Here is a 24,362-nt window from a genome sequence, read left to right as displayed (position 1 = left end):
TTAGGTGGTCATTTTGAATTGGAATCAGGTGGTCACTTTAAATTGGAATTGGGTGGTCAATATCACTGGAATTTGCACTGTAATACCACAGTACACAAAAAGAAGAGATTTTTTTACACATCATAAACAGATTTTGATGGAGAAGTATTAAGAATTATTATCTAAATTTACTGGTAATACCTTTGATTTTTATGTTCAAAAAATGTAGCTAAAATTTAATACCAAAACTTTAATATCGAAATTATAGCTAGTCGAATTAACATTTTTTAACATTTAACCCCTACGATACATACAAACCGCTTCCTATATAAATACTACAATAATTATCTTACAAATCTACTTGAAAATAAGCCAATTTCTTTAAATCTTGCATAAAATGATTTGGATTTTGTAACGTAGAGGTCACTCAACAGGACATCCAAACCGCTTAGAAACCTTAGATTTATAATCAATAAATAAGATTAATTAGTCAATCAGTACAAATGAATCATAGTATGTAAAAGTTTTAAAAATGTGTCGATGTGCTGACTTAACGCAGAGTTCAAATTAAAAACTAAATCTTATTTTTTTTTCCAGTTTTTGTTTGTATATCCTCACCTTTGACGGTATAGATAGAGGAGCAGATTAATGTAGAGAGTTGATATCTTTTTGTGACTAAAAGCTTAGGTATTATCTTGTAAATTCCAAAGCTATTGGCTTTCAGAATTCACTAGTAAACTTGAGAATTTTGTAATTTGAAATCTGTGCTTTTTAAATCAATGCTTTTAGGATCAAAATCTAGATATGCTTTGCTTTTGTTTCTTAAATCCAAAAATTCAGCATTTGCAGTTTTCCAAAGCTGGCCATTTCTAACATCGAAAGAAAATTGACTCAATATTTTTTCATACACCTCTTTATAGCCTTCACTACTTATTCTGTCTATTAGAAACCATAGCGCAACATACGAACTTGGGTTGTTTTTTGTATAATTGAATAATCTGTTATCAAATTTGTCTCCTTCTTTCGAACGAAAAATATAAAAATTACTTTTTATACCCTTTAAAATATATGGTAAAAATTTGTTTTTGTATTCTAAATTTGTTGGACCATCTAATAGTTTAACGCCATATAAGGAATCTAATTGAATATTTTTTGTATAACTATCTATAAAGTACACTCCTGCTCTGAATAATATTTTATTTTTTTCACTATTTAGATTTAATACATACATATGCGGGTAAGTAAAGTCTGATTTAAGAATGAAATTATTTTTTTTTAATTCTGAACTTAAATCATAATTTTCATAATAGCCCCTATGGTATATTCCAGCACTAAAATGAATAGTATCATCAATTATTATTTTACTCAAAATTTTCCCTTCAATAGTTGAATTATTTTGAGAAAAAGTCGTTGAATAAATAAATATCAACACTGAAAAAAATATCCTGAACATAACTTTGTTTTTTTAAGCAACAAAATGAAATTATAATAAATCACTTTTGGTTACTAATCATACTATATCAAAAATTCGATAGTAAATTCAATTCCTGCAAATTTTGTAGTTGAAACATACATAAAAGTCAATTGAAGCCACTTTAAACTGAAAAGCCCCTACTATTAAATCAAATATAATTAAAATCATTCAAAGCTCCTAGTGTCTGCATATCTTTAATTTATTATAACCCAAAATCTTCGATAAGCATTAAGTTGATTAATTTAAGAGCTAAAATTGATTAGGCTGTACTCAGACTAGGTTAATTTTATGAAATAATTATTTTGTATTTTTATTTTGAAATGGTTTATAAATCGAAAGAGCAGTGTTCAAATCATAAACCCATAAATAAGGATACGGTGTTTCCGCCTTCTAAATTATAGATTATATAAGATGTATTTGTTGTTCTTATCATCATTTCTTTTTTTATATCTAATATTTTTAGCCTAAAAATTAATTAACATTATATGCCAATACAAAAACGAAAAATGAAAGGCTTAAAAAAAATTAACAGATTCTTGTTTTCAAAACAAAAAGAAAATGTTTCTAATATTTTTGAAGTGAGAAATCCTGATTATGAGATCAGCCCATATACAGGAATGACAAGGGAGCATTGGAAAGATGCAGGACTTTATTTATTGACAGGCTCCTTTAATTATGTGAGCAATTTCGATGATCCTATGAAATTTCCTAAACAGAAAGGAAAAAGCTATCCTGTAAATGAAAATCAGATTTCCACCGAAAAATTGGAAGGGCTTTGCAGAACCTTATTTATAGCATCCCCATTATTAAAAGAGAATCCATCATTAGTTATTAATGATATTATAGTAGCAGATTATTACAGGCATCAAATAAGTAAATTAATTGATTCGAAAAGTGAAACCTTTATTAAACCTCGCGCTAATCATGATAGACCAAGTCAAATATTAGTTGAATTTGGCGGTTTAGCACTCTCAATGCTTACAAATCCTAAAATTTTATGGGATCCATTGTCACAATTGCAAAAAGATGATTTAGCTAGTACAATGCTTAGTTATGGAAACGGTCCTACAATAGATTGTAACTGGAAATTTTTCAATATTTTTATTCTGAGTTTTTTTAAAGAACAGGGTTATTCTGTTAATGAAGAGCTGCTTGTTCATTATTTAGAAGAATCGCTTAAGAATTATAAAAGCAATGGATGGTATCATGATCGTCCTGCCTTAGATTATTATAGTATGTGGGCTTTTCAGATGTATGGAATTATCTGGTCAGAGTTTTTTGGCAAGAAACATTATCCTGAGATTGCAGATAGCTTTATCGCTAATTTTAACGACCTAAAAGATAATTATCCCTACTTATTCAGTAAAAATGGCGAAATGATTATGTGGGGAAGAAGCATAAGTTATCGTACTGCCGCTGTTGCTCCTTTTCCTTTAATGGGATTTCAAAATAATCCAAATACTAATTATGGGTGGATGCGAAGAATTTCATCTGGCGTAATTAAGCAATTTTTAATGCATCCCGATTTTATGAAAGATCATTTGCCTACTCTTGGTTTTTATGGTGCTTTTGAGCCAGCAATTCAGGTTTACAGTTGTCGAGGGAGCGTGTATTGGATTGGAAAAATATTTCTAGGTTTACTGGTTTCTGACACTAGTCCTTTTTGGAACTCCATAGAAAATAATGGTTATTGGGAATCAACAGTTATTAAGAATGAAGTTCATAATAAGTACCAAGGAGATTCACAAATTTTGATTACAAATTATCCGGGTATTGGGGCTTCAGAGGTGAGAGCATGGTGCTATGAAAAGGAGAGCACCGATTGGTTAAAATATAGATCAACAGAAAACTATAATAGACTGTCTTACAATAGTGCTTTCCCTTGGCAAGCTGATGGCAAAAATGGGGAAGTTGCTATGAACTATGTAATTAAAAATAAAAAGGGAATCTGGGAAGCCTTTAGGTTGTACACCTTTAAAAAGTTTGTAAACGGTATTTACTACAGAGATGTAATTTTAGAAACGGATGAAGATATCCAATTTAATTTAGCCGATATACCGTTGCCCAATGGTATTTTAAGGGTAGATAAAAATAATAGCAACAAACCTATTTCAATACGTTTAGGCCATTATGCTTTGCCAAAATTAAATAAGAAAATTGTTGCAACCAAAAGAAATATTGAGGGATATGCTATAACTATTATCGACAATGGAAAATATCAACTAGCTATGATTCCTATTTTAGGGTGGGAAAAAACGGAAATTATTAAAGCAAAAAAAATGCATCCGCAGAGCAATGAAAGCAGTGTAATTAATATTATATCCAATTCCACATTAAAAAAAACAAATATTTATATAACCTTTATGCTTTGGAAAAAATCTAATGAAATATGGCAGGAAGAGGAATTGATTCCAATCAAAGCTTTAAAAGAAGCAAATAACATTATTAGAATTCAATTTAAAGACGGAACTGAGAAAATAATCAATTTTAATGAATAATTTTTTTATTACTCTTAATGTTGTGACTCCGACAAAATTGTTTCTAAAAAGAAAATGTTTCAAAAGTTATCAGTAAATAAAGCCCTTAAAATTTGTTTAAAAGCTTTATTTAAAATTTGATTTTATTCTCAAATAAGAGTAATTCTCATAAGAAAATAATAACCATAGTACCGCTTAATTTTCTAAGTATGTCATTTTTTAGAGAAATTATTTAAAATAAATTAAATGTATTGTCTTTTTGTGTTCACTTTTAAGTACGGGCCCCAATCAAATTTATTGTTTTCACATCACAAATAAACTCCTCATCTTCAAATAAATCACTCACAAAATACATTAAATCATTCCTATTATATTGTGTGGGGAAAAAATGGTTATTTACAATTATTGCAGGGGTATAATTAATGTTATTGAGCTGGTTCCAGCTGAAATGCTTCTCCAAAATTGAATTGAGCTTTGAGTCATCAAGAATTGAGCTTTCCAATATATTCAATTTGGTTTCATCTTTGGTTTTAAACCAATCATGAAGCGAATTCATGAATATCTCTTGTCCTTGCTTCAAAAAAATCGATACTAACTGTTGGTGTATTTTTTTTGATTTTTGGGTACTGGCTTTTTCATTAAAATTGAAGCGAATATCAAAACAAACTTTTTGAGAGTGTTTTTCTAATATTTTTTCTATCATAGAATGAGCTTCAGAACAAAAAGAACAAAAGGGACTCGTTATCAGTATTATTTTCAATGAAGCTTCAGGATTTCCTAAAATTAGGCTTTCTTCGAATTGTAAATCGTTATTTTCAACTTTATTTGAAGCTAACAAGTTATTTTTAAAAATTTTATAGTTACGCATAAAACGATTTCCCTTGATACGAAATTCTTTCAATTCTCTTTGCTCTATGAGTACCTTTTTTGCTGAAAACCACAATAAGGCAATCGTTGCCAATATAAAGCCAAAAACAAGGATTGGATATATTTGCAAATCAAAAGGTGGTTGCAATAAAAAGAAAATGTATTGCGATTCCAAAATAATAATTCCAATTATAATCAGACATATCGGACACCATTTTCTCTCAACGAATTTTTGATAATAAAGAGAAGCCATTATTAATGGCATAGTACATACAAGTATTATTTTTTGGATACTAAAATATGAATTTGAATCATTTATAAAAAAAGATGTCAACAGACCTAAAAATTGAAAGCAAAAGAATATAATGCTTAGATCACTAAAATTAATAATTTCAAAAATTCTCCACTTATTAGACTGCATTACGGATGTACAACTGACTGAAGTAGTCATATTGCAAAAACGGTCTAATAGTTCGCTTTTGGCACCAAATAAATCTTTCAATGCAGCTATCGAAAACAAAATTCCTATAACTGGAAAGATAAAAAATAATTTTGCTTGCATGGAAATTTGAAAATGAGCAAGGATAAGAAAAAATAGTATTGCACAAAAAAAAGATAATCCCAACAATCTTTTTCTTTTATCGATCTGCTTTGGATTCTCTATCTCTGATTTTTCCACCAACAGTACAATATCTTTCCATCTTAATTCCAACTCTAATCTAGATACGACTGTTTTTTTTCTGTTTTGAGTGAAATTATAAAGATCACCTTTTTTTTCAACGAAATAAAGTTCAGGTTGCTCATTTTCTTTTCCCAGCATTGCTACAAAATAATCGGGTAATAACTCTATTTCAGCTGCTCCGACAGAAATTACACCATTGTCGATATCAAAGAAATTCAACGTATCTATAATAGACACCAAGCTGGGATAATCTGGATGTGACTGAATCTGAAATTGAAATTCATCTTTGTCAATGTTAATTTGCTCTCTATCCAAATATTGGAAAAGGTAAGTAAAAGTTTCTGACATTTATTTTTAAGTTTGAATTGAATAAAATAGAATGCTTATTTTTTATAATATTTATCGTGCATTTTAAACCAATTTAGTTGCTAATAGGAATTAAGATAAACCAAAAGAAGCTAAATTCTTCAGTGATTCATCAAAGCACTTTATTTTAAGCAGATTGCAGTGCATCAACAAGAAAGCAGTTTTATTTGTTTAAGTTTTCTTTTAAGAATTTTTGCAGATCTACCGGATTAATGTTTTTTTTTAAAACTTTCCCATTTTTATCCAATAGAAAGTTGGTGGGATACGAAAATATTTTTTCATTAGTAGCCAAGACCGCATTCTCGTCAAGATAATTTTGCCATGGAATTTCTTTTTCAATAATTCGTTTTTTCCAAATTTCCAAATTAACAGTTTTGTCAGTAGAAATGCCGAGAATGTTAAAGCCTTTGGAATTGTAGTTGCTATAAATTTCTTTCAGCAGTGGCATCTGTTCGAGACAAGGACGGCATCTACTAAACCAAAAATCTATCAAAGTAAATTCTGCATTCGGAATCTTCAAAACATCTTCTTTTAAATCTGTATTTTTCAGGTGCAGATCTGGAAATTTTTTGTTTTCCTTGATTGTAATGTTTTTAAATTCTTGATTCAAAATCATCCATAGTTTTCCAGATTTTATTTTTTTTGAAAATGAATTTAGAATTTCTTCATAAAGACTCGAGTATCCATTTTCATTAAATCTTTTAACTAGAAACCATAATGCAACATATGAGTCATTTTTATTAGAAACATAGCTTGCAAGCCTTGAATCAAATTTATTCCCATTCTCAAATAAATAATCATTGATATTAGCTAAATTGCTCTCCTTAAGAATAAAAGGGAGAAATTCGTTCTTGAATTCCAAAAAGGAATCACCGTCTACTTCGCAATTAGTTTCCCGGGCAAATATCTTTTTAGTAGAACTATCTATAAAAAAGGGATCTCCATAGAACAATACATTATTTTTTTCGCTTTTCCATGACAAAAAATACATTTGCGGATATGACAAGAAAACGTCAATTTTAAATCTATTGTCTATGACTTCGGATGTAATTATGGCATGCTCATAATATTTTTTATTCATAATGCCATTGACGAACGAAATAGTGTCACTTTTTTTTTGATTTACAGTTTCTCCATCTATTACTTTATTTTGAGATAAAATATTATTTGAATAGATTAAAATTGTTAATAACGATATGAATTTTAAATTAAGTCTAGCATTTATCATTTGGATGGGATTTATAAAATCTAGAGTTGTATCCAACTCTAGATTTTAGTTTTACTTGTTAAGCAATACAGCAGGTATTACATCTGTAACTCCATCCTGATGTGGTTGCTGTTCTCTCTATGCATCCCGAAGGACAAGCATCATAAGAAAAACAGGTCTCTGGACCATAACCACCTTCGTCACCATAACCACCAGTTATAGATTTCATTTCTTTTCTTGAAAGAAAGTTTGTTGCATTTTTCAAACTTAATTTTTTCATAATCAGTTTTTTTTTAGTTAAATAAAATTAAAGTAAACCTCTTTTAAACTTACGAAACAGCTCTTGTGCACCAGAGTACTTTGCAGTGAAAAAGATTTTTTTCAAAAAGCATTTTATAAAATCTTTTATAAGGCTTTTTTAAAAGTTAATACAAATACTAAGCCTAGCATTTATCATTTGGATGGGATTTATAAAATCTAGAGTTGTATCCAACTCTAGATTTTAGTTTTACTTGTTAAGCAATACAGCAGGTATTACATCTGTAACTCCATCCTGATGTGGTTGCTGTTCTCTCTATGCATCCCGAAGGACAAGCATCATAAGAAAAACAGGTCTCTGGACCATAACCACCTTCGTCACCATAACCACCAGTTATAGATTTCATTTCTTTTCTTGAAAGAAAGTTTGTTGCATTTTTCAAACTTAATTTTTTCATAATCAGTTTTTTTTTAGTTAAATAAAATTAAAGTAAACCTCTTTTAAACTTACGAAACAGCTCTTGTGCACCAGAGTACTTTGCAGTGAAAAAGATTTTTTTCAAAAAGCATTTTATAAAATCTTTTATAAGGCTTTTTTAAAAGTTAATACAAATACATTTCTTACTCTTTGAGTAATAGAAATGAATATTTCTTTGTTAATATGATAAGCTGTTTGGTGTTTGTAGACGTCCGTTCAGATATTTTTTAAAAGCGTATAGCTAAAATTTTATGCTTTTCTGGATAATACATAGCACTTACCTATTTTAGCCATCAGCCTGCCAGGAAAAAACAAGCTAATTATTTTTTGCTATCAAGCTCCAATCTAAGAGATTTATTTTCATTCTCTAGTTTTTCAATGTATTTTTTCATGATAGCAAATGTAAATTCGTAATTCTCAACATTTTGTTTTTCAAAACTTTCAGCTTTTTTTTCATTGATTAAAACATATACCCCATCCTCAGGCTCGTATATGGTTTCAAGAGTAGTGTCTAAAACTTTTATCAGCGCATTCCATTCGCTTTTGGCAATTTTAGTTACTCCGGACTCTCTACGGCTATATTGGGATTGAGTAATTCCTAAAAAGTGCGCTATTTCTTCTTGCGTTTTATTTTTTTCGATTCGTTTATTGATGAGTTTTTGTTTTATCATTTTTTAATGAGTCTTCTTAGTATTATTCAAGGCAAAAAACTTTTAAAGTTAATAATGAAGACAAGCACCACTTTTTATTTAATACAGCTTGTCCTGAACTTAGGCTTTGTGATTATATTTTTCCGTTTATTACAAACCAAATCTATATCCATTGCCCAACTTAGAAATCTACATTGCAAATTTGATTAAGAGCAATTAAATCAAGGAGTAATATAGTACGTTTTTAGGTACAAAAAAATCCCGTTTGTACATTTTTAGCCACAATAGAAGTTATATTTAAGAATAATTAACCCATCAAACATGATTTTTAAATCGAGTGAATACTAACCAGCACTATTCTTTTTTAAACAAAATACTAGTTTAAATCCTACAATTTTCGTTGTTTGAGAATATAAAAATAATCAAGTTATTTTTAAATTAATTTCAGAAGATATTTGGCTTTGATTTGAAATTTTTAAGATTATTTTTTTGTAGCGTTTTCAATTCAATATACATTTCTCAAATAAATCTTATTGATAGTTCATCTTAATAATTATTTAAACACAAGAAGACATATCAAAAAACTGCTTCATTTCATTTTTCAAGATGGATATATCGCTAGTTTATGTCTTTTTTAAAACCCTGAAGCAAAGACGTGGCAAACAAACAGAATAAAAATTCCACAAAAAAACATAAACACTTGTTTTTCTTAGCATTACATTTTTCCAAAAACCTAGACCACAAATCAATGCTTTAATCAGCATAAAATATGCTGCAAATAGCATAGAAAATATTTTTCTTTAGCAATAATTTCGGATAAAAATAAACCATGCATTTAAATATGGTTAAAATTTTAAAAATTAATTAATTATTTAACTATATAAAAACACAAACAATAATTATAACGTAAGAAGCCCCTCTTTTAGATAACTAAAGATTTTTCAGATATAAAAATACCTTTTTTGCGCAATTAGGCAGACACAAACCTTGAGTGTCTTTATTTTTTCAAGGCAACAAAATTTTAATAAAAATGAAAAAACTAAATCTTAAAAAGAAAGTAATTTCTGAGTTAACTGATGAGCAAAAATTATCAATTAAAGGAGGTGAATTTACTACATCCTATTCTAAATGTACTGCTATTCTTTGTTGTGAGCAGAAACCTTGTGTCCCAGCATCAGAAGGAGCAGGTATCACTTGCACTATGAATCCGGATTGTTCAACAACTACATATGGTTATGGCGGTTATTAAACTTACTTAAAATTTATTCAAACAAAAATGGTAGAAAATTCTACCATTTTTAAATTATTAAAAATTGAAAAAATTGAAAAAAATTGATAGCCATACTGCAGAATTAATCACTAATGAAATCTTTGATATAACAAAGTTTCTTTTGAATTGGAATAACATCAAAGATTACAGAAGCTCCAATCATATTGGCCTTCTTGCAGGATTACCCGGAATTATTTTGGTTTTAGTTGAAAATTACAAAATTAATCCAACTGATATTCACAGCGCTATCTTAAAAGAATATATCAACAAAACATTTGAAATTATTGAAAATAGTGAATCGCTAACACCCACTTATTGTGATGGCTTGGCTGGCTATGGCGTTTTTTTGCTAAAATTAAAAACTAACAATTTAACTGATGCTAATGACAAAGAATTAAATAATCAAATTGACGCAATTTTAGAGGAGATTGATGAGATACTGGAAGAGCAGTTAAAAATATATTATAAAAGTGACAATTTGGATATTTTGCATGGCTTGCTTGGTTTTGGTCTCTATTTCATTGAAAGAGAAAACCAAGTGGGAATTAGTGAAATTGTCAAAATTTTAGATAACAAAAAGTTCAGAACAAAAGAAGGTTATGTCTATTGGAAAAAATATGACTCATATGCCACTTTTACAACTATTCTAGATATGGGAAATGCACATGGTATGGGTGCGAATATTTACTTTTTAACCAAGCTTCTATCAAAAAAAAATATCTTAACAGAAGATTCAAAAATTATTGTTACTGAATTAATAGACAATTCTATACAATTTTATCTCAATAATGCGCAAAACATTTCAAAAGATATTTACTGCTTTTATCCTTTAAAAATAAAAGCATCTGCTTTTGAGCAAAATAATTTGATACCAGAAAATTCAAGATTAGGCTGGTGCTATGGTGATTTAGCAATTTTATATACTCTATTAATGGCATCAATTCAAATAAAACAAAAATCATATGAAAAAATAATATTAGAAAAATTACTTTTTGTTGCAGGCCGAAAATATTCAGAAGAAAGATACCCTATAGATGCTGCTTTTTGTCATGGTACTAGTGGTATAGCTGTTTTATTCTTAAATATATATTATATCACTAAAAACGAAGTATTTTGGGAATCCGCAAATCATTGGCTAAAAGAAACTTTTAATAAAAAAGACAAGAATCAGCCAAACGGACATATCGATTATGGATTTATAATTGAGAATTCTGCAGAAAAAAATATTTCTATACTTGAGGGACTTGCAGGAGTACTTGCTTGTTATCTTAAGTTTTTACATTCAGAAATGCCTATTTCTGAAGAATTGCTAATGATCAAATATTAAAAACCTATGAATACCAAATTTGGTTTTGCAATTATATTGTCCCTTTGTTCTATTATACAAATGATATCTCAAGAAAAATCAACAATTAGCTGTATAGAAAAATACAAGCAATTTGGCCTTGTTTGGGGATTAATGAAATATCATCATTCTGAAGTAAGCAAAGGAACATACAATTGGGATCAAACATTTGTTGAAAATGTGGATAAACTTGAAGGTATTGATACTCAAGAAAAACTCAATGAATTTTTATTAAATTTTGTTCTTTCAATAAAAGTCAGTAAAATAAAAATTGCTAGTGACACGGAAGATTTTTTCAAAAAGAATGTTGATTATGACTGGATAGAAATGTATTCTGCTAACAACGAGTTATATTTATATTTAAAGCAATTAAAAGACAATACCAGTATTAGCGACTACTATGTATCAAACCAATCACTTAGTAAAATCCCGATATTCAAAAATGAAAAAGGATTTAAATCATTTGATTACAGAAATAAGAGCCATAGACTGCTTGAATTATTAAGCTTCTGGAATGCAATCCAATATCACTATGTAAATAAGTATTTGATGGATAAAAATTGGCTAAGCCAATTGGAATATTTTATTGACGACTTTTCAAAATGCAGTTCTCAACTCGAATTCGAACTTGCAAAAACGAAATTAATTGTCTCACTTAATGATTCACATTCTTATTATATTTCAAAGCTAGCTAATGATTCCTTATTTACATACAAACCTCCATTTGGAGTAAGACTTGTTAATGACACTCTGGTTGTAACAAATATTCACAATAAAAAATTAGGCGAAAAGGATGATTTAAAACCAGGAGATTTGATTGTTAAAATCAATGATACTGATATTAAGACAGTTCTAAATGAAAAGGTTGGAACTATGATTTCTTGCTCAAACGGTTCTTTTTTAAAAAAATGGGCCAGATGGCTATTCTTTAGTAAGGAAGACAGTATTAAAGTTAATGTAAAAAGAAAAGATATTATCATTACCAAATATTTACATCTTTATAATACTTATGAGGTGAAAGATTATGCTTCATTACCATTTTTTATTATCGAGAAAAAATGGCAGCTTATTGATGATAATATTGGCTATATAAATTTAAAAACTATTTCCAAAGAGGAAATTCAAAAAGCATTTGAAGAATTTTCTAATACAGATGGCATCATAATAGACTTAAGAAATTATCCAAAAAATGTTTCCCTAAATGATGTTACTAAACACACTTATCCTGATAAAAAAGAATTTATTAAAGTGCTTTTTGCGATGCCAAATAGGCCATCAATTGGCAAATTTGAGAAGCCAATAATTAGTGCTTTGATTGATCCTTTTAAAAGTGGAAGTGAAAATTCAAATTATTATAAGGGAAAAATAATCCTATTAGTTGATCATACCACACAAAGTATGGCAGAGTTTACTGGAATGGGTATTCAAGCATCTCCTACTTGCATAACCGTAGGAGAAACAACAGCCGGCTCTGTTATGAATATTGCTACTTTTATAATGCCAGACGGGACAGAAGCACAATTTACCTCTATGGGAGCATTCTATCCAGATGGAACTGGTGTACAAAGAAAGGGTTTAAAAATAGATTACTATGTTAACGAAAATACATCAAATTTTACCAAGGATCAATATATCATCAAAGGGATTGAATTAATAAAATCTACAAAAAACAAAGAAAACTAAGCTATGTACAATATTTTTGACACATACGTGCTACGCACTCCTCTTTTAACAATAGATTTTTTCTTAAACCTTACAAAAGAGGATAAAGTTACTGATGAGCAATTAAAAGATATTTTTTCAGATCCAACAATCAAAGAAGCTATTTTCTTGGCATCTCCGGCTTTTTACAAGGAAGTTGAAAAATGGTCAACAGGTAAAAAAATAGATGAAAAAGGAGAAATTCAAAATTCACTTTTAAAGTATTTGTCTAGAATAAGCTCCAGGCCTACTCCATTTGGTTTGTTTTCGGGCTGTTCAACTGGACAATTCATGAAAGAAAATAAAATTAAAAGAGAAAACTCACTAAATAAAAGGCATACAAGACTTGATATGAATCTAACGGGAGCATTGATAAAGTCTTTAAAAGAAATTCCTTCAATTAAGGAACAATTAAATTTCTTCCCAAATAATAGTCTTTTTGAATTAGGTGATTTATTACGCTTTATTGAATCAAAATACAATGACAACTCAGTTTTGGTTCAAAAAATGATTGAAGTTGAATCGTCAGATTATATCAAAGAAATAATTCAATTTTGTGGGGAAGGTAAGAGCATATCTCAAATTTCTAATCTGCTTGTTGATAATGACATTGAATTTGATAATGCTAGAGAATTTATAATGGAATTGATTGATAGTCAAATCTTAGTAAGTGAATTAGAACAGACAGTTTCAGGTGTAGAAAATTTTGATAATATATTATCCGTTTTAAATAGGATTGAATATAAAAGCCCCTTAACTGATAATCTAAAATCAATAAAATTAAAATTAGCAGAATTAGATAAAGGTAATTCAAACGGCATAGATGCTTATATACAAATATTAGATTTACTTAAAGAATTCAATATTACGTTTAATGAAAAATATGTTTTTCAAACGGATCTGATTATAGGACATAATCATAATACATTAGATGAAGATATAGCCGAAAACATACAAGAAGGTTTAGCATTGATCAATACAATTTCAGATACAAACAGCAATAAAGACTTATACGACTTTAAAAAAGCATTTTATGACAGGTATGAAACAAAAGAAATTTCATTAGCCTTAGCACTTGATAAAGAGATCGGTCTAGGCTATCCAATTAATTCGGGCAGCGGAGATCCTAATCCATTGATTGACGATATAACATTCAACAATTATGGCAGCGTTGAAGCAAATCCTAAATTGTCACAAATTGACATTCTTTTATTTGACAAAATTGTCGAAGCAGAAAAAAAGGGTTCTAAGATTATTGAAATCAGAGAAGATGAAATTAAAACACCCGACTGTAATTGGCTAAACTTACCTGATACTTTTTCTACCATTGCACAAATTGCAGTTATAGAAAATCAAAACATGATTCATTTAAATTCTTTTTTCGGTGCTAGTGCTGGAAATTTATTTGGCAGATTTTGTCATGGCGACTCACAAATAAATAAATTCGTAGAGAAAATAATGGCCATAGAGAATAATTTGAATCCAAATATAATTTTGGCAGAAATTGTTCATTTGCCCGAAGATCGGATAGGAAATGTTTTGATGCGCCCTTCTTTTAGAAATTATGAAATACCTTTTTTGTCAAGATCTACTAAGCCAAGTGAAAAACAAATTCCAATTAATGACATATTTATTTCCATCAAGAACAATCGTCTTTTTTTAAGATCTAAAAAATTAAACAAAGAAATATGTCCAAGACTTACTACAGCTCATAACTATAGTCACAGCAATCTTCCTATCTATCGTTTTTTATGCGACATGCAGTTAATGGAGAAAAGAAAAACGTTGCATTTTCAATGGAATACAATGATTTCAAACTACTTAACTTTTTTTCCTCGAGTGATTTACAAAAATATTATTTTGTTTACTTCAAAATGGAAAATTACTACTGACAAAGTAAAAAACATACTAGTTATTACTGATGATGATGTATTGCTTGAGGCAAAATTTAAAGAATTTGTCACAAAATATAACATACCCAAACTAGTATATCTTATTGAAGGAGATAACAAACTATTAATTAATACAAGTAATCTTTCCAGCATTAAAATGCTGTTGAGCTTGATCAAAAATAAAAGCCTTTTCATTTTGGAGGAATTCATTTTCTCGGACAATACAATCTGCGTAGATTCTAAACAAAAAGGCTTTGTAAATGAGTTTATTTTTTCATTTTACAAAAATTAATACAATTAAATATCAAATAATGAACGGAAATAGTAAAAGAGATTTTATTATAGGAGATGAATGGTTCTATTTTAAAATTTATACTGGTGTCAAAACTGCAGATAGTTTATTGGTTGATTATTTTGTGCCAATGATTAATATTTGGAAAGAAAATAATTATATAAGCAAATGGTTTTTTATAAGATACACTGATCCTGAATTTCATTTACGAATTAGAGTTTATCTGAGTGATCAAAAAAACATCCTTCCTATTATCCAGGATTTAAACTCGCTATCGAAAACATTATTGGAACAAAACCTGATTTGGAAATTACAAACAGATACATATAACAGGGAATTAGAAAGATATGGCCAAAATTGCATGGAGGATATTGAAAATATTTTTTATCATGACAGTGAAATGATTGCAAAAATATTGAGATACACTGAAAATACTGCAGTTAAAAATTTCCAATGGTTAGCAGGTCTTTATGTTTTAGATAATCTGCTTAATCTATTTAAGATTCCTTTAGAAAAAAAGAAATCCCTAATGGAAAAATATGTGTTAGGGTTTAGTAGTGAAATGAATTACGATACTAATTTAAAACGACAATTAAGTTTAAAATATCGGAAAAACAAAAATGATATAAACCATTTTTTATCAGAAAAATCAGTTCATAATGAATTGATCTCTTTCGTGACCCAGAGAGACCAAAAAATAGAACCATCAGTAGCTAAAATAATAAGTCAAGTATCAAATATTGAAAATATTGATGAGCTCGTATTTAGCATTTCACATATGAGTTTCAATAGATTATATAGAACTAGAGGTCGAGAAAATGAATTTGTAAGCTATCATTTACTGCTCTATTATTATGAATCTAAAATGGCTCAATTGAAATATCAGGAGATATAAAAAAGAAAATTATGAATTACCTCCATAATTAATTTCTTTTTTAGTTCGAAACTGACAAACTAAAAAACTCATACAGTTTTTATTTTAAATCTTAAATGTAATTTATATAATGAAAAAAGCTTTTCCCATTTATATACAACCTGATTCTAAAGATTGTGGACCAACCTGTTTACGAATTATTGCTAAACATTATGGTAAACTTATCTCTTTGCAAGAGATTCGTGATTTATCAGAAACTACCAGAGAGGGAAGTAATTTATTGAAATTAAGTGATGCTGCTGAAGCTATTGGTTTTAAATCCTTAGGGGTTAAATTAGATTTTGACACACTTAGAGATGCTTCTTTTCCTTTTATTGCACATTGGAACAAAACTCATTTTGTTGTAGTTTATAATATAAAAAAAGACGTAGTTTATGTTTCTGATCCGTCATATGGGCTTATTTCTTATTCAAAAAATGATTTTATCACTGGCTGGATAGGTAATAATGCTACTGAGGACACTGAAGAAGGAATTGCATTATTATTAGAAATTACGCCCAAGTTTAAACAAATCGATTGGGAAGAAACCGACAAAAAATCATTTCGTTTCCTGTTTCAGTATTTATTTAAATACAAAAATCTACTTATACAGCTCATTATTGGATTGATTGTTGGCAGTATGTTGCAGCTAATTTTTCCTTTTTTAACTCAAAGCATTGTTGATATAGGTATACAAAATCAAGATATTCATTTTATTTATATCATTTTATTTGCCCAAGTTATGTTATTTCTTGGACAGACCAGCGTTGGTATTTTTAGGAGCTGGATTTTATTGCACTTAAGTACACGTATCAATATTTCATTAGTTTCTGATTTTTTTATAAAATTAATGAATTTACCTATCTCCTACTTTGACACCAGAATGACTGGTGATATTATGCAACGGATTAATGATCATAGTCGTATAGAAACTTTGCTTACAGGATCAACATTAAATACGCTGTTTTCTATGGTAAATTTATTTGTTTTTGGCACAGTACTAATTTATTATAGTTTATCTATCTTTTCCATATTTGCAATTGGCAGTATTATTTATATGCTCTGGATTTTATTTTTCTTAAAACGACGTAAAGAATTGGATTACAAACGATTTTCTCAATTAAGTCGGGAACAGAGTACTATTATCGAACTTATTAATGGAATGCAGCAAATAAAATTGCATAATGCTGAAAAGCAAAACAGATGGAAATGGGAATATGTACAAGCACGACTATTTAAAGTATCTATGAAGAGCTTGTCCTTGCAGCAAACTCAGGGAGTTGGAGCTTCATTTATTAACCAGACCAAAAACATCCTTATAACGTTTACTTCTGCCCTTTTAGTAATTGATGGATCTATTACATTGGGGATGATGCTTTCTGTTCAATATATTATCGGACAATTAAATAGTCCTATTGAGCAATTGGTTGGCTTTATTCAAGCTACACAGGATGCAAAAATAAGTTTAGAACGTTTAGGTGAAATTCATGATAAAGAAGATGAAGAAGACCTTGAAAAACATTTAATCAATAACATTAAGAATGGTCAGAACATTGATATAAAAGACATTACATTTCATTATTTAGGAAGTGCGGAAAACACAATAAAAGGTGTAACCATGAATATACCGGCTAACAAAATAACTGCTATTGTAGGTGCAAGCGGAAGCGGAAAAACTACTTTAATGAAAATTCTATTAAAATTCTATGATCCTGAAAAAGGATCGATTTTGTATGGCGAAAACCCTTTAAATGCTATTTCTCATAAAATCTGGAGAAACAATTGCGGCGTAGTAATGCAGGAAGGTTATATTTTTAATGATACCATTGCTTACAATATTGCGATAGGAGAAGATACAATAGATCAAGAACGCCTGATACAAGCTGCAAAAGTCGCCAATATTTATGATTTTATTCAATCCTTACCACTGGGTTTTAATACAAAAATAGGAAACGAAGGAATTGGGGTAAGCACGGGACAAAAACAGCGGTTATTCATTGCCAGAGCAGTTTATAAAAACCCTGATATATTATTTTTTGATGAAGCAACATCTGCTTTAGATTCTAAGAATGAACGAATTATAATGGAAAATTTAAATGTTTTTTTCAAAGATAAAACTGTCGTCATTATTGCACATCGTTTAAGTACAGTTAGAAACGCAGATCAAATTGTGGTTATGGATGACGGAATTATAAAAGAATTAGGAACTCATTATGAATTACTAGATAAGCAAGGAGCATACTATAATTTAGTAAAAAACCAACTGGAATTAGAAAAATTAAGCAACAATAACCATGTCTGAAAAACCAAAAAGAGATAACTTAAATTTAAGATCTGAAGAAGTTCAGGAGATTTTATCAAATCCTCCTATCTGGATTGTAAGATGGGGCATTACACTAATTTTCATGTTTGTTTGCATCATACTATGCTTGTCTTTTATTATTAAATATCCGGATTTGATAACTGCTAAAATATTAGTAACGACAAGACAACCCGCTGAAAAAGTAACCTCCAGATATTCTGGGCAGCTAGAAAAAATTTTTATTAAAAATAGAGATACTGTACAAAAAGGTCAAAAACTGGCAATTATAAAAAATACGGGGAATTTCAGAGATGTTTACTTACTCAAAAATATTATTGATACACTTCCATTTAAGGCAAGCAATTTTAGGTTTCCTTTTAACAAAACATCTCATCTTGCATTAGGAGATATTAATAATGCTTATATAAATTTTGAGAAAAGTTATGCTGATTATTTTTTATTAAAAGATTTAGATCCATATACAAATCAGCTGGGAGATAATAACGTATCGCTTCAAGAATTAAAAACCAGATTAAAAAATCAAATAATTCAAAAAAAATTACAAGAACAAGAGTTTAAATTACAGCAGACCGACTTTCAAAGAAACAAATATCTTTTTGAAAAGGGAATTATTTCGCAAAGAGACTATGAATTGAAGAAATTGGAATTTCTGCAAATTCAAAAAAACATAAGCGCAATGGCAATTTCTATTTCACAGATTAGAGAAGCCATTTCTTCTGCTAGCCATACCATAATAAGCACCAAAATCAGTGAACAAGAAGATAACAGCAGATTATTAAAAAATTTGAAACAATCGTATGATCTACTTAAAGAAGCTATTAGAAATTGGGAGTATAATTATACCTTAAAATCTTCAATAAATGGTGTTATCAGCTTTCAGGATTTTTGGGGTACAAACCAATTTGTAAATGTTGGGAATGTAGTTTTTACAATTCTGCCAACAAATACCTTCAATTTAGTTGGCAAACTTGTAATACCTGCTCAAAACGCCGGAAAAGTAAGCATAGGACAAAAAGTATTTGTCAAATTAGACAACTACCCATATCAACAATATGGAATGCTTATTGGTAAAGTTACCAATTTCTCTATATCTCCTGATAGCGAAGGTAATTATACTGTTTTTATTACCCTTCCAAGGGGAACAAAAACATCCTACAATAAAACTTTAAAATTTACTCAGGAACTATTAGGAAATGCCGAAATTGTTACTGAAAACTTAAGTGTTGCAGAACGAATATTTTACAAATTCAGAGAGGTACTTGTCTACAATTGATTCTTATTTGAAAATTCTAATAATAAATTATGGTCACAAAAATAAAACAAAAGATATCTTTTTGCACTGTGTGTATGAATCGTCTAAGTTTTTTAAAAGAAACTTTACCTAAAAATATTGAAGATAACTTAGATTATGGGAACTTAGAATTTATAGTGCTTAATTATAATTCCGCAGATGAGATAGATGAATGGATAAATACAGAAATGTCACAATATATTGAGCTAGGCGTTTTAAAATATATTAAGACGACTGAACCAAAATATTTTTTAAGAAGCCATTCAAAGAATGTTGTTTCTAAGCAAGCTAGTGGTAATATTATATGCAATGTAGATGCTGACAATTTTATAGGGAAAGGATTTGCTGAATTTATTAATGAGTCTTTTTGTAAAGATCAAAACTCATATTTATTTGTAGATAAAAATACAGAGAAAGATTGCTGTGGGAGAATATGCTTAACCAAAGAGGATTTTATAACATTAAGAGGATATGATGAAGAAATGAAAGGCTATGGATTTGAAGATTTTGACTTAAGGAATCGTCTTGAATTATTAGGCAGGAAAGTGGTGCTAATTCCAAAGGAAACTTTTTTAAATGCTATAACTCATAGTGATACTGAGCGTCTTCAAAATGAATACAATAACATTGGAATTAAACATGTATACATTAAGTATAAAACGCCGGCAATTTCTGAATTGGTTTATTGCTTTGATAATAACGAAGTATATACTGGAAACATAATTGACAACTTCGTTTTAAAATCAGAATCTATCGAAAATTTATTTCCTATCAATAAAACATTTAAATTCAGACATAGTTTACTAAATGATAAATGGGAATATGGGGAATTTATTTCTTTAGATAAAATTATTTTTAAAGAAGGAAATCTTTCCATATCAAATAATCCAGACTATATTGAAATATCAGATAAGGTATTTTGCTCATCTTTAATCATGTTTTTTTCACAAATAAGCAACCGCATAAAAATGGAAAAAAATTTAACAAATAAAAGAATAACTGTAAACGAAGAATCTTATGGAGATGCACACCTCGAGTAAAAAAACAGTATTAAAATCAGATAATAACTCAAATGTAATTTTGAATGAAAATACAATCAATTTATGCATTTCTATTTTTTATGATAAGTCAAAGTGGGATCTTTTAGTTTTAGACGCCATACTGCCTTTTATTTCACAACATAAAAACTTGCAATTTTATTTTTATTTAAATGACCGAAGAGGAGAAAATATAAGATTGGTATTTACAGTACAAGAAGAAAATGCTGTCGAAATTGCAACATCTATAGATTTATATTTTAAAGATTTTCTTTCTAAAAAACCTTCAGAATTAATTGTAAATGAAGAAGTTTCAGGTTATTTTATAAACTTCAAAAATAATTCGATTCATTATGGCATATTTGAAGATAATTCAGATTTCTGGCAAGATTTTAATATAGGTATAACACACTTACTTTTTTTTGCTTTTAGCGAATATAAGGATGAATTTCATTTATCAATAAATGGAATTATGTTTCAAATAATAATAATTTTTTTAAATGCAATAAAAGTTACTGACAATGAGATATTAAAATTGCTTAAAGAGCTTATAGAAGTCGAGCATTATCTATACGATCCCAATACACCACAGGAAATTGCAGATTTATGCCAACAATATTTCGCAGATAACAAAGATACCTTACTCCCCTATTTAAAGGAATATAGAAATATTAATGCAGAGGATTATGAAGAAAAATGGGAAATAGAATGGCACAATCATGTTTGCTCATTTTTTCAGAAAACAATTGAACTGGATGGTTATGATATTAAAACTGCATTAGAAAAAATAATGTCAGCATTTAACTTTAAAGATAAAATCAGCTTTTATTCTTTAATGATTAATTCTTTCGAAAATTATAATCTTCAATAAAGCAAAACTTGACTAATTTGTGGTCTTTCATACTGTTTTTCTATGGCTAAAATATTCAAGAAATAATTAAAATTAAAAGTATGTTCAATTTAATTAAAAAAAACATTTATAAAAGCAAGTACAATATGCATCCTGAGGCAATTATAATCTCTTGTTTTTTCAATCCTCAGAACTCTCCTTACAGAATTAAGGCTTTTAATATATTTTATGAAAGCATAAAACACTTAGACCACACAATTATTGAATGTATAATTGGCGATACGCATCCGCAGCTTGATCAAAACGATAACATAAAAAGAGTATATACTGAAAATTTACTTTGGCATAAAGAATCATTATTAAATAAAATTATAAGTGAATTACCAAAAAAGTATAAATATGTTTTTTGGCTTGATGCTGATGTGGTATTTACGAATACAAATTGGATAATTGATGGAGTAAAACAATTAGAAAGTAAAACAATAATACAACCTTTTGAATATTGTGTGTTTCTTGAAAAAGATGAAGTAAAACCATCATTTGACATGGAAAAAATAAGAGATTCTTACTTGCCAAATGCAATTAATACAAAAGTCTGGCGAAGTTTTGGCGCAAATTATACAGACACAGAACTATGGAAAAATGAAAAACTTAACATACACGGTCATGTAGGATTTGCATGGGGAGCAAGAAGGGATATTCTAGATGCTGTCCCATTATTTGACAAGGCCCTAATTGGCGGCGCAGATAATATTATTGCCCATGCTGCAGCTGGGCAAATACCGCATTCAAGTATAGCTAAAACCTTTATTGAGGATATTGACCAAATAAACTTATGGAGTAAAAATTTCCATAAAGCTACAGAGGGAAAAATTGGATATGTTGAGGGTGATCTATACCATATTTGGCATGGAGATCTTGGAAAAAGGCAATACATACAGCGATACCAATACAACTCAAAAGCAAAAGAAATAATAAATCGTGATGAAAATGGTCTATATATAACAAATAGGTCCGATGATCCTTTTATAAAAAATTATTTTAAACAAAAAGAAGTGCAAAAAAAGGAGAAAAGTAACTTTTTTAATAATTTCTTTTTAAGAGTAAACAAAACAAAATAATTCCACAATTATTTAAATTACAAACACTGCAGAACTTTAGTAGAAATGAGCAAAAAATTTAATTTTTTATACCAATATTTAAAGAAAGAAAAGGTGTCTTTTAACATACCTGAACTTGAATTGCAAATTGAAGCACATCCTGAGTATCCTTCAGTATTATCTATTACAGATACTTTGAAATTTTTTAATATTGAAAATGGTGCCTTTCAAATAGAGTTCTCAGAAATAGAAATATTGCCCAATCGTTTTGCTGGAATGTTAGAAGCTGAATTCTACCTTATCGAAAAAAAAGAAGATGCTTACCTCTATTACAAAGACAATAATGTAATTAAAATTTCAAAAACAGAGTTAGAATCTCGATGGAACGGCATTATTATTTTGATAGAAAATTCACAAATAGAAAAGGCAGTAATATCAAAAATGAATAAGTGGTTTTGGGGTTTACCCATATCAATTTCTATATTAATTATAGCGATTACAAGTCTATCTAAACTGAATATAACAGCAAAGTTATTTTTCCTTTTACCAACCATTAGTTTTATATTTTCCATTGCTGTTTTACAAAAACTGCTTATGGAGCGAAAAGAGCTAAAAAAAATCCAGATAAAAGGTAATCAATTTATGCAAAATTACCAGATTTTCAAAAATAACTTACTAGCTTCTAATACAATACAAGATAATTTAAGAAAATCAGAATCTATACAACTAGGCAATAAAAATGCATCTTTGAAGATTATAATGGTTATTAATCCATTTAGTGTCTCTTGTAAAGAAGTACATTCAATAATGGAAGAAATACTAGATAAGTATTTTGATTTAATATGCTTTGATATCCGTTTTAATTTTAATAAAGATCATTATAGCAGTAAAAAATCAAGAAAAATACACCAGCAATTAGTGGCTCTTTATCTTGATAAGGGACAAGAAGTTTTTACAACAGAATTGCACAATTGGTTTAAAGATAAAAATGAAAATAAACTGTATGAAGCACAAATATCAGTAACAAATGAACTTAAAGCAGATGAAATTTTAAAAGCTCAGTTCAATTCGAATTTAGAAAATAACCTTATATTTACTCCTCAAATCATCATTGATAAGTATCTTTTTCCAAAACAATACGATCGAAAGATGTTAATTCACTTTATCAATGAACTATCTGAAGATGAACATTTTTCATTAGTCCCCCAATTAAAACAGTAACAGTTAGAAATCTCTTCAACTCATTGTAACGCGATTTTTACCTAACAAATTCATAGCAATTTATATTCCTTTATTTACTTGGAGTTGCTACCTTTTTCGCAACTAAAAGCTTAGGCAGTATCGATCAGAAAGTGTAAAAAAGACTGATATAGTACTTAGAATTTCTTATTTAAAGCTAACTTTATGAGTGCTAATTTTCAGGCATGAAAAATACAAGAAGAAACTTTACTTTAGACTTTAAGATTCTGGCCGCCACCATGAGCATCCACTGCGGAAGGGTCCGTGACGTAGCAAGAGAGCTCAATATCAGCAAAAGTGCCCTGCAGTACTGGAAGAAGATTTATCAGGAAGGCAGATTTACCATAAAGAAAACTTCAGCTAAAAATATCCCATAATAATGAACTGTTAAAGCTTCGGAAACAAATCAAAGAGCTGGAAATTGAAAGAGATATTCTAAAAAAGGCTCAAATTATCTTCTCCAAGAGCGGCGGGTGAAATATGAATTCATCAAAGAAAATGTAGAAATATTTCCCGTTGAGAAGATGTGCCGGATTTTTCAAATCCACAAAATAATAATAATTTGAATTTGGTGCAGGATCGGTGCACAGAGGTTCAAGACATAGATAAAAGTGAGATATACAGCGATTTCAAGCTTAAAATTCGAATCCTGCTCCCCTCCAATCTTAAAG

General features: G+C 28.9%; 19 protein-coding genes. 13 read left to right on the top strand and 6 right to left on the bottom strand.

Annotated elements, in window-relative coordinates:
* Positions 1-709: 709 nt before the first annotated feature.
* On the bottom strand, positions 710-1,432 hold the full coding sequence (locus tag FND99_RS17295; RefSeq protein WP_144339190.1) for a hypothetical protein: 723 nt from the start codon (positions 1,430-1,432) through the stop codon (positions 710-712).
* Between the two features lie 506 nt (positions 1,433-1,938).
* Between FND99_RS17295 and FND99_RS17290 the strand changes: the two genes are divergently transcribed.
* A complete protein-coding gene (locus FND99_RS17290) occupies positions 1,939-3,951 on the top strand; it encodes a DUF2264 domain-containing protein (RefSeq protein WP_144339189.1) in 2,013 nt (670 codons plus the stop codon).
* A 250-nt stretch (positions 3,952-4,201) separates the two neighbouring features.
* On the opposite strand, the gene FND99_RS17285 is transcribed toward FND99_RS17290, so the two are convergent.
* The 5 genes from FND99_RS17285 to FND99_RS17265 form a co-directional block, all read right to left on the bottom strand.
* The gene (locus FND99_RS17285) at positions 4,202-5,827 is read right to left on the bottom strand and encodes a thioredoxin domain-containing protein (protein ID WP_144339188.1); all 1,626 of its coding nucleotides are present in this window, start codon (positions 5,825-5,827) and stop codon (positions 4,202-4,204) included.
* Between the two features lie 181 nt (positions 5,828-6,008).
* A complete protein-coding gene (locus FND99_RS17280) occupies positions 6,009-7,073 on the bottom strand; it encodes a TlpA family protein disulfide reductase (protein ID WP_162615572.1) in 1,065 nt (354 codons plus the stop codon).
* Between the two features lie 58 nt (positions 7,074-7,131).
* A complete protein-coding gene (locus tag FND99_RS17275; protein WP_144339186.1) occupies positions 7,132-7,332 on the bottom strand; it encodes a hypothetical protein in 201 nt (66 codons plus the stop codon).
* Between the two features lie 235 nt (positions 7,333-7,567).
* Complete coding sequence (locus FND99_RS17270) at positions 7,568-7,768, bottom strand: hypothetical protein (RefSeq protein WP_144339186.1); 201 nt, start codon at positions 7,766-7,768, stop codon at positions 7,568-7,570.
* A 340-nt stretch (positions 7,769-8,108) separates the two neighbouring features.
* A complete protein-coding gene (locus tag FND99_RS17265; protein ID WP_144339185.1) occupies positions 8,109-8,459 on the bottom strand; it encodes a helix-turn-helix transcriptional regulator in 351 nt (116 codons plus the stop codon).
* 1,009 nt (positions 8,460-9,468) lie between these two features.
* Here FND99_RS17265 and FND99_RS17260 point away from each other — a divergent pair.
* The 12 genes from FND99_RS17260 to FND99_RS17205 all read left to right on the top strand — a co-directional run bounded on the left by FND99_RS17260 (position 9,469) and on the right by FND99_RS17205 (position 24,068).
* A complete protein-coding gene (locus FND99_RS17260) occupies positions 9,469-9,687 on the top strand; it encodes a class I lanthipeptide (protein ID WP_144339184.1) in 219 nt (72 codons plus the stop codon).
* A 73-nt stretch (positions 9,688-9,760) separates the two neighbouring features.
* Positions 9,761-11,035 (top strand): lanthionine synthetase LanC family protein, encoded by a 1,275-nt coding sequence (locus FND99_RS17255; protein WP_162615571.1) that lies wholly within the window; start codon positions 9,761-9,763, stop codon positions 11,033-11,035.
* 6 nt (positions 11,036-11,041) lie between these two features.
* The gene (locus tag FND99_RS17250) at positions 11,042-12,736 is read left to right on the top strand and encodes a S41 family peptidase (RefSeq protein WP_144339182.1); all 1,695 of its coding nucleotides are present in this window, start codon (positions 11,042-11,044) and stop codon (positions 12,734-12,736) included.
* A 3-nt stretch (positions 12,737-12,739) separates the two neighbouring features.
* Positions 12,740-14,938: a lantibiotic dehydratase family protein gene (locus FND99_RS17245; RefSeq protein ID WP_144339181.1), complete on the top strand. Its 2,199-nt coding sequence runs from the start codon at positions 12,740-12,742 to the stop codon at positions 14,936-14,938.
* The gene (locus tag FND99_RS17240) at positions 14,907-15,833 is read left to right on the top strand and encodes a thiopeptide-type bacteriocin biosynthesis protein (protein WP_144339180.1); all 927 of its coding nucleotides are present in this window, start codon (positions 14,907-14,909) and stop codon (positions 15,831-15,833) included. Before FND99_RS17245 ends, FND99_RS17240 begins: the two co-directional genes overlap by 32 nt.
* Before the next feature lie 109 nt (positions 15,834-15,942).
* A complete protein-coding gene (locus tag FND99_RS17235; protein ID WP_144339179.1) occupies positions 15,943-18,153 on the top strand; it encodes a peptidase domain-containing ABC transporter in 2,211 nt (736 codons plus the stop codon).
* A complete protein-coding gene (locus FND99_RS17230; protein ID WP_144339178.1) occupies positions 18,146-19,447 on the top strand; it encodes an HlyD family secretion protein in 1,302 nt (433 codons plus the stop codon). The genes FND99_RS17235 and FND99_RS17230 overlap by 8 nt, the downstream gene beginning before the upstream one ends.
* A 29-nt stretch (positions 19,448-19,476) precedes the next feature.
* Entirely contained in the window at positions 19,477-20,505 is a 1,029-nt protein-coding gene (locus tag FND99_RS17225) for a glycosyltransferase family 2 protein (protein ID WP_144339177.1), read from the top strand.
* Positions 20,506-20,545: 40 nt separating this feature from the next.
* Entirely contained in the window at positions 20,546-21,373 is an 828-nt protein-coding gene (locus tag FND99_RS17220; RefSeq protein ID WP_144339176.1) for a hypothetical protein, read from the top strand.
* A gap of 80 nt (positions 21,374-21,453) precedes the next feature.
* Positions 21,454-22,473, top strand: coding sequence for a hypothetical protein (locus FND99_RS17215; RefSeq protein WP_144339175.1), 1,020 nt, complete (start codon positions 21,454-21,456; stop codon positions 22,471-22,473).
* 45 nt (positions 22,474-22,518) lie between these two features.
* Complete coding sequence (locus FND99_RS17210; protein WP_144339174.1) at positions 22,519-23,673, top strand: cysteine peptidase family C39 domain-containing protein; 1,155 nt, start codon at positions 22,519-22,521, stop codon at positions 23,671-23,673.
* 203 nt (positions 23,674-23,876) lie between these two features.
* Positions 23,877-24,068 (top strand): transposase, encoded by a 192-nt coding sequence (locus FND99_RS17205; protein WP_246074240.1) that lies wholly within the window; start codon positions 23,877-23,879, stop codon positions 24,066-24,068.
* Positions 24,069-24,362: the final 294 nt, after the last annotated feature.

Origin of the sequence: Flavobacterium daemonense, from assembly GCF_007341385.1 — a bacterium.
In the GTDB taxonomy this organism is placed as follows: Bacteria; Bacteroidota; Bacteroidia; order Flavobacteriales; family Flavobacteriaceae; genus Flavobacterium; species Flavobacterium daemonense.
This window is presented reverse-complemented; position numbering and strand designations above follow the sequence as displayed.

Excerpts from the sequence above, each read along its gene's own strand:
- FND99_RS17295 (WP_144339190.1), bottom strand. The coding sequence starts at position 1,432 with ATGTTCAGGATATTTTTTTCAGTGTTGATATTTATTTATTCAACGACT.
- FND99_RS17290 (WP_144339189.1), top strand. The coding sequence starts at position 1,939 with ATGCCAATACAAAAACGAAAAATGAAAGGCTTAAAAAAAATTAACAGA.
- FND99_RS17285 (WP_144339188.1), bottom strand. The coding sequence starts at position 5,827 with ATGTCAGAAACTTTTACTTACCTTTTCCAATATTTGGATAGAGAGCAA.
- FND99_RS17280 (WP_162615572.1), bottom strand. The coding sequence starts at position 7,073 with ATGATAAATGCTAGACTTAATTTAAAATTCATATCGTTATTAACAATT.
- FND99_RS17275 (WP_144339186.1), bottom strand. The coding sequence starts at position 7,332 with ATGAAAAAATTAAGTTTGAAAAATGCAACAAACTTTCTTTCAAGAAAA.
- FND99_RS17270 (WP_144339186.1), bottom strand. The coding sequence starts at position 7,768 with ATGAAAAAATTAAGTTTGAAAAATGCAACAAACTTTCTTTCAAGAAAA.
- FND99_RS17265 (WP_144339185.1), bottom strand. The coding sequence starts at position 8,459 with ATGATAAAACAAAAACTCATCAATAAACGAATCGAAAAAAATAAAACG.
- FND99_RS17260 (WP_144339184.1), top strand. The coding sequence starts at position 9,469 with ATGAAAAAACTAAATCTTAAAAAGAAAGTAATTTCTGAGTTAACTGAT.
- FND99_RS17250 (WP_144339182.1), top strand. The coding sequence starts at position 11,042 with ATGAATACCAAATTTGGTTTTGCAATTATATTGTCCCTTTGTTCTATT.
- FND99_RS17245 (WP_144339181.1), top strand. The coding sequence starts at position 12,740 with ATGTACAATATTTTTGACACATACGTGCTACGCACTCCTCTTTTAACA.
- FND99_RS17240 (WP_144339180.1), top strand. The coding sequence starts at position 14,907 with ATGAGTTTATTTTTTCATTTTACAAAAATTAATACAATTAAATATCAA.
- FND99_RS17235 (WP_144339179.1), top strand. The coding sequence starts at position 15,943 with ATGAAAAAAGCTTTTCCCATTTATATACAACCTGATTCTAAAGATTGT.
- FND99_RS17230 (WP_144339178.1), top strand. The coding sequence starts at position 18,146 with ATGTCTGAAAAACCAAAAAGAGATAACTTAAATTTAAGATCTGAAGAA.
- FND99_RS17225 (WP_144339177.1), top strand. The coding sequence starts at position 19,477 with ATGGTCACAAAAATAAAACAAAAGATATCTTTTTGCACTGTGTGTATG.
- FND99_RS17215 (WP_144339175.1), top strand. The coding sequence starts at position 21,454 with ATGTTCAATTTAATTAAAAAAAACATTTATAAAAGCAAGTACAATATG.
- FND99_RS17210 (WP_144339174.1), top strand. The coding sequence starts at position 22,519 with ATGAGCAAAAAATTTAATTTTTTATACCAATATTTAAAGAAAGAAAAG.
- FND99_RS17205 (WP_246074240.1), top strand. The coding sequence starts at position 23,877 with ATGAAAAATACAAGAAGAAACTTTACTTTAGACTTTAAGATTCTGGCC.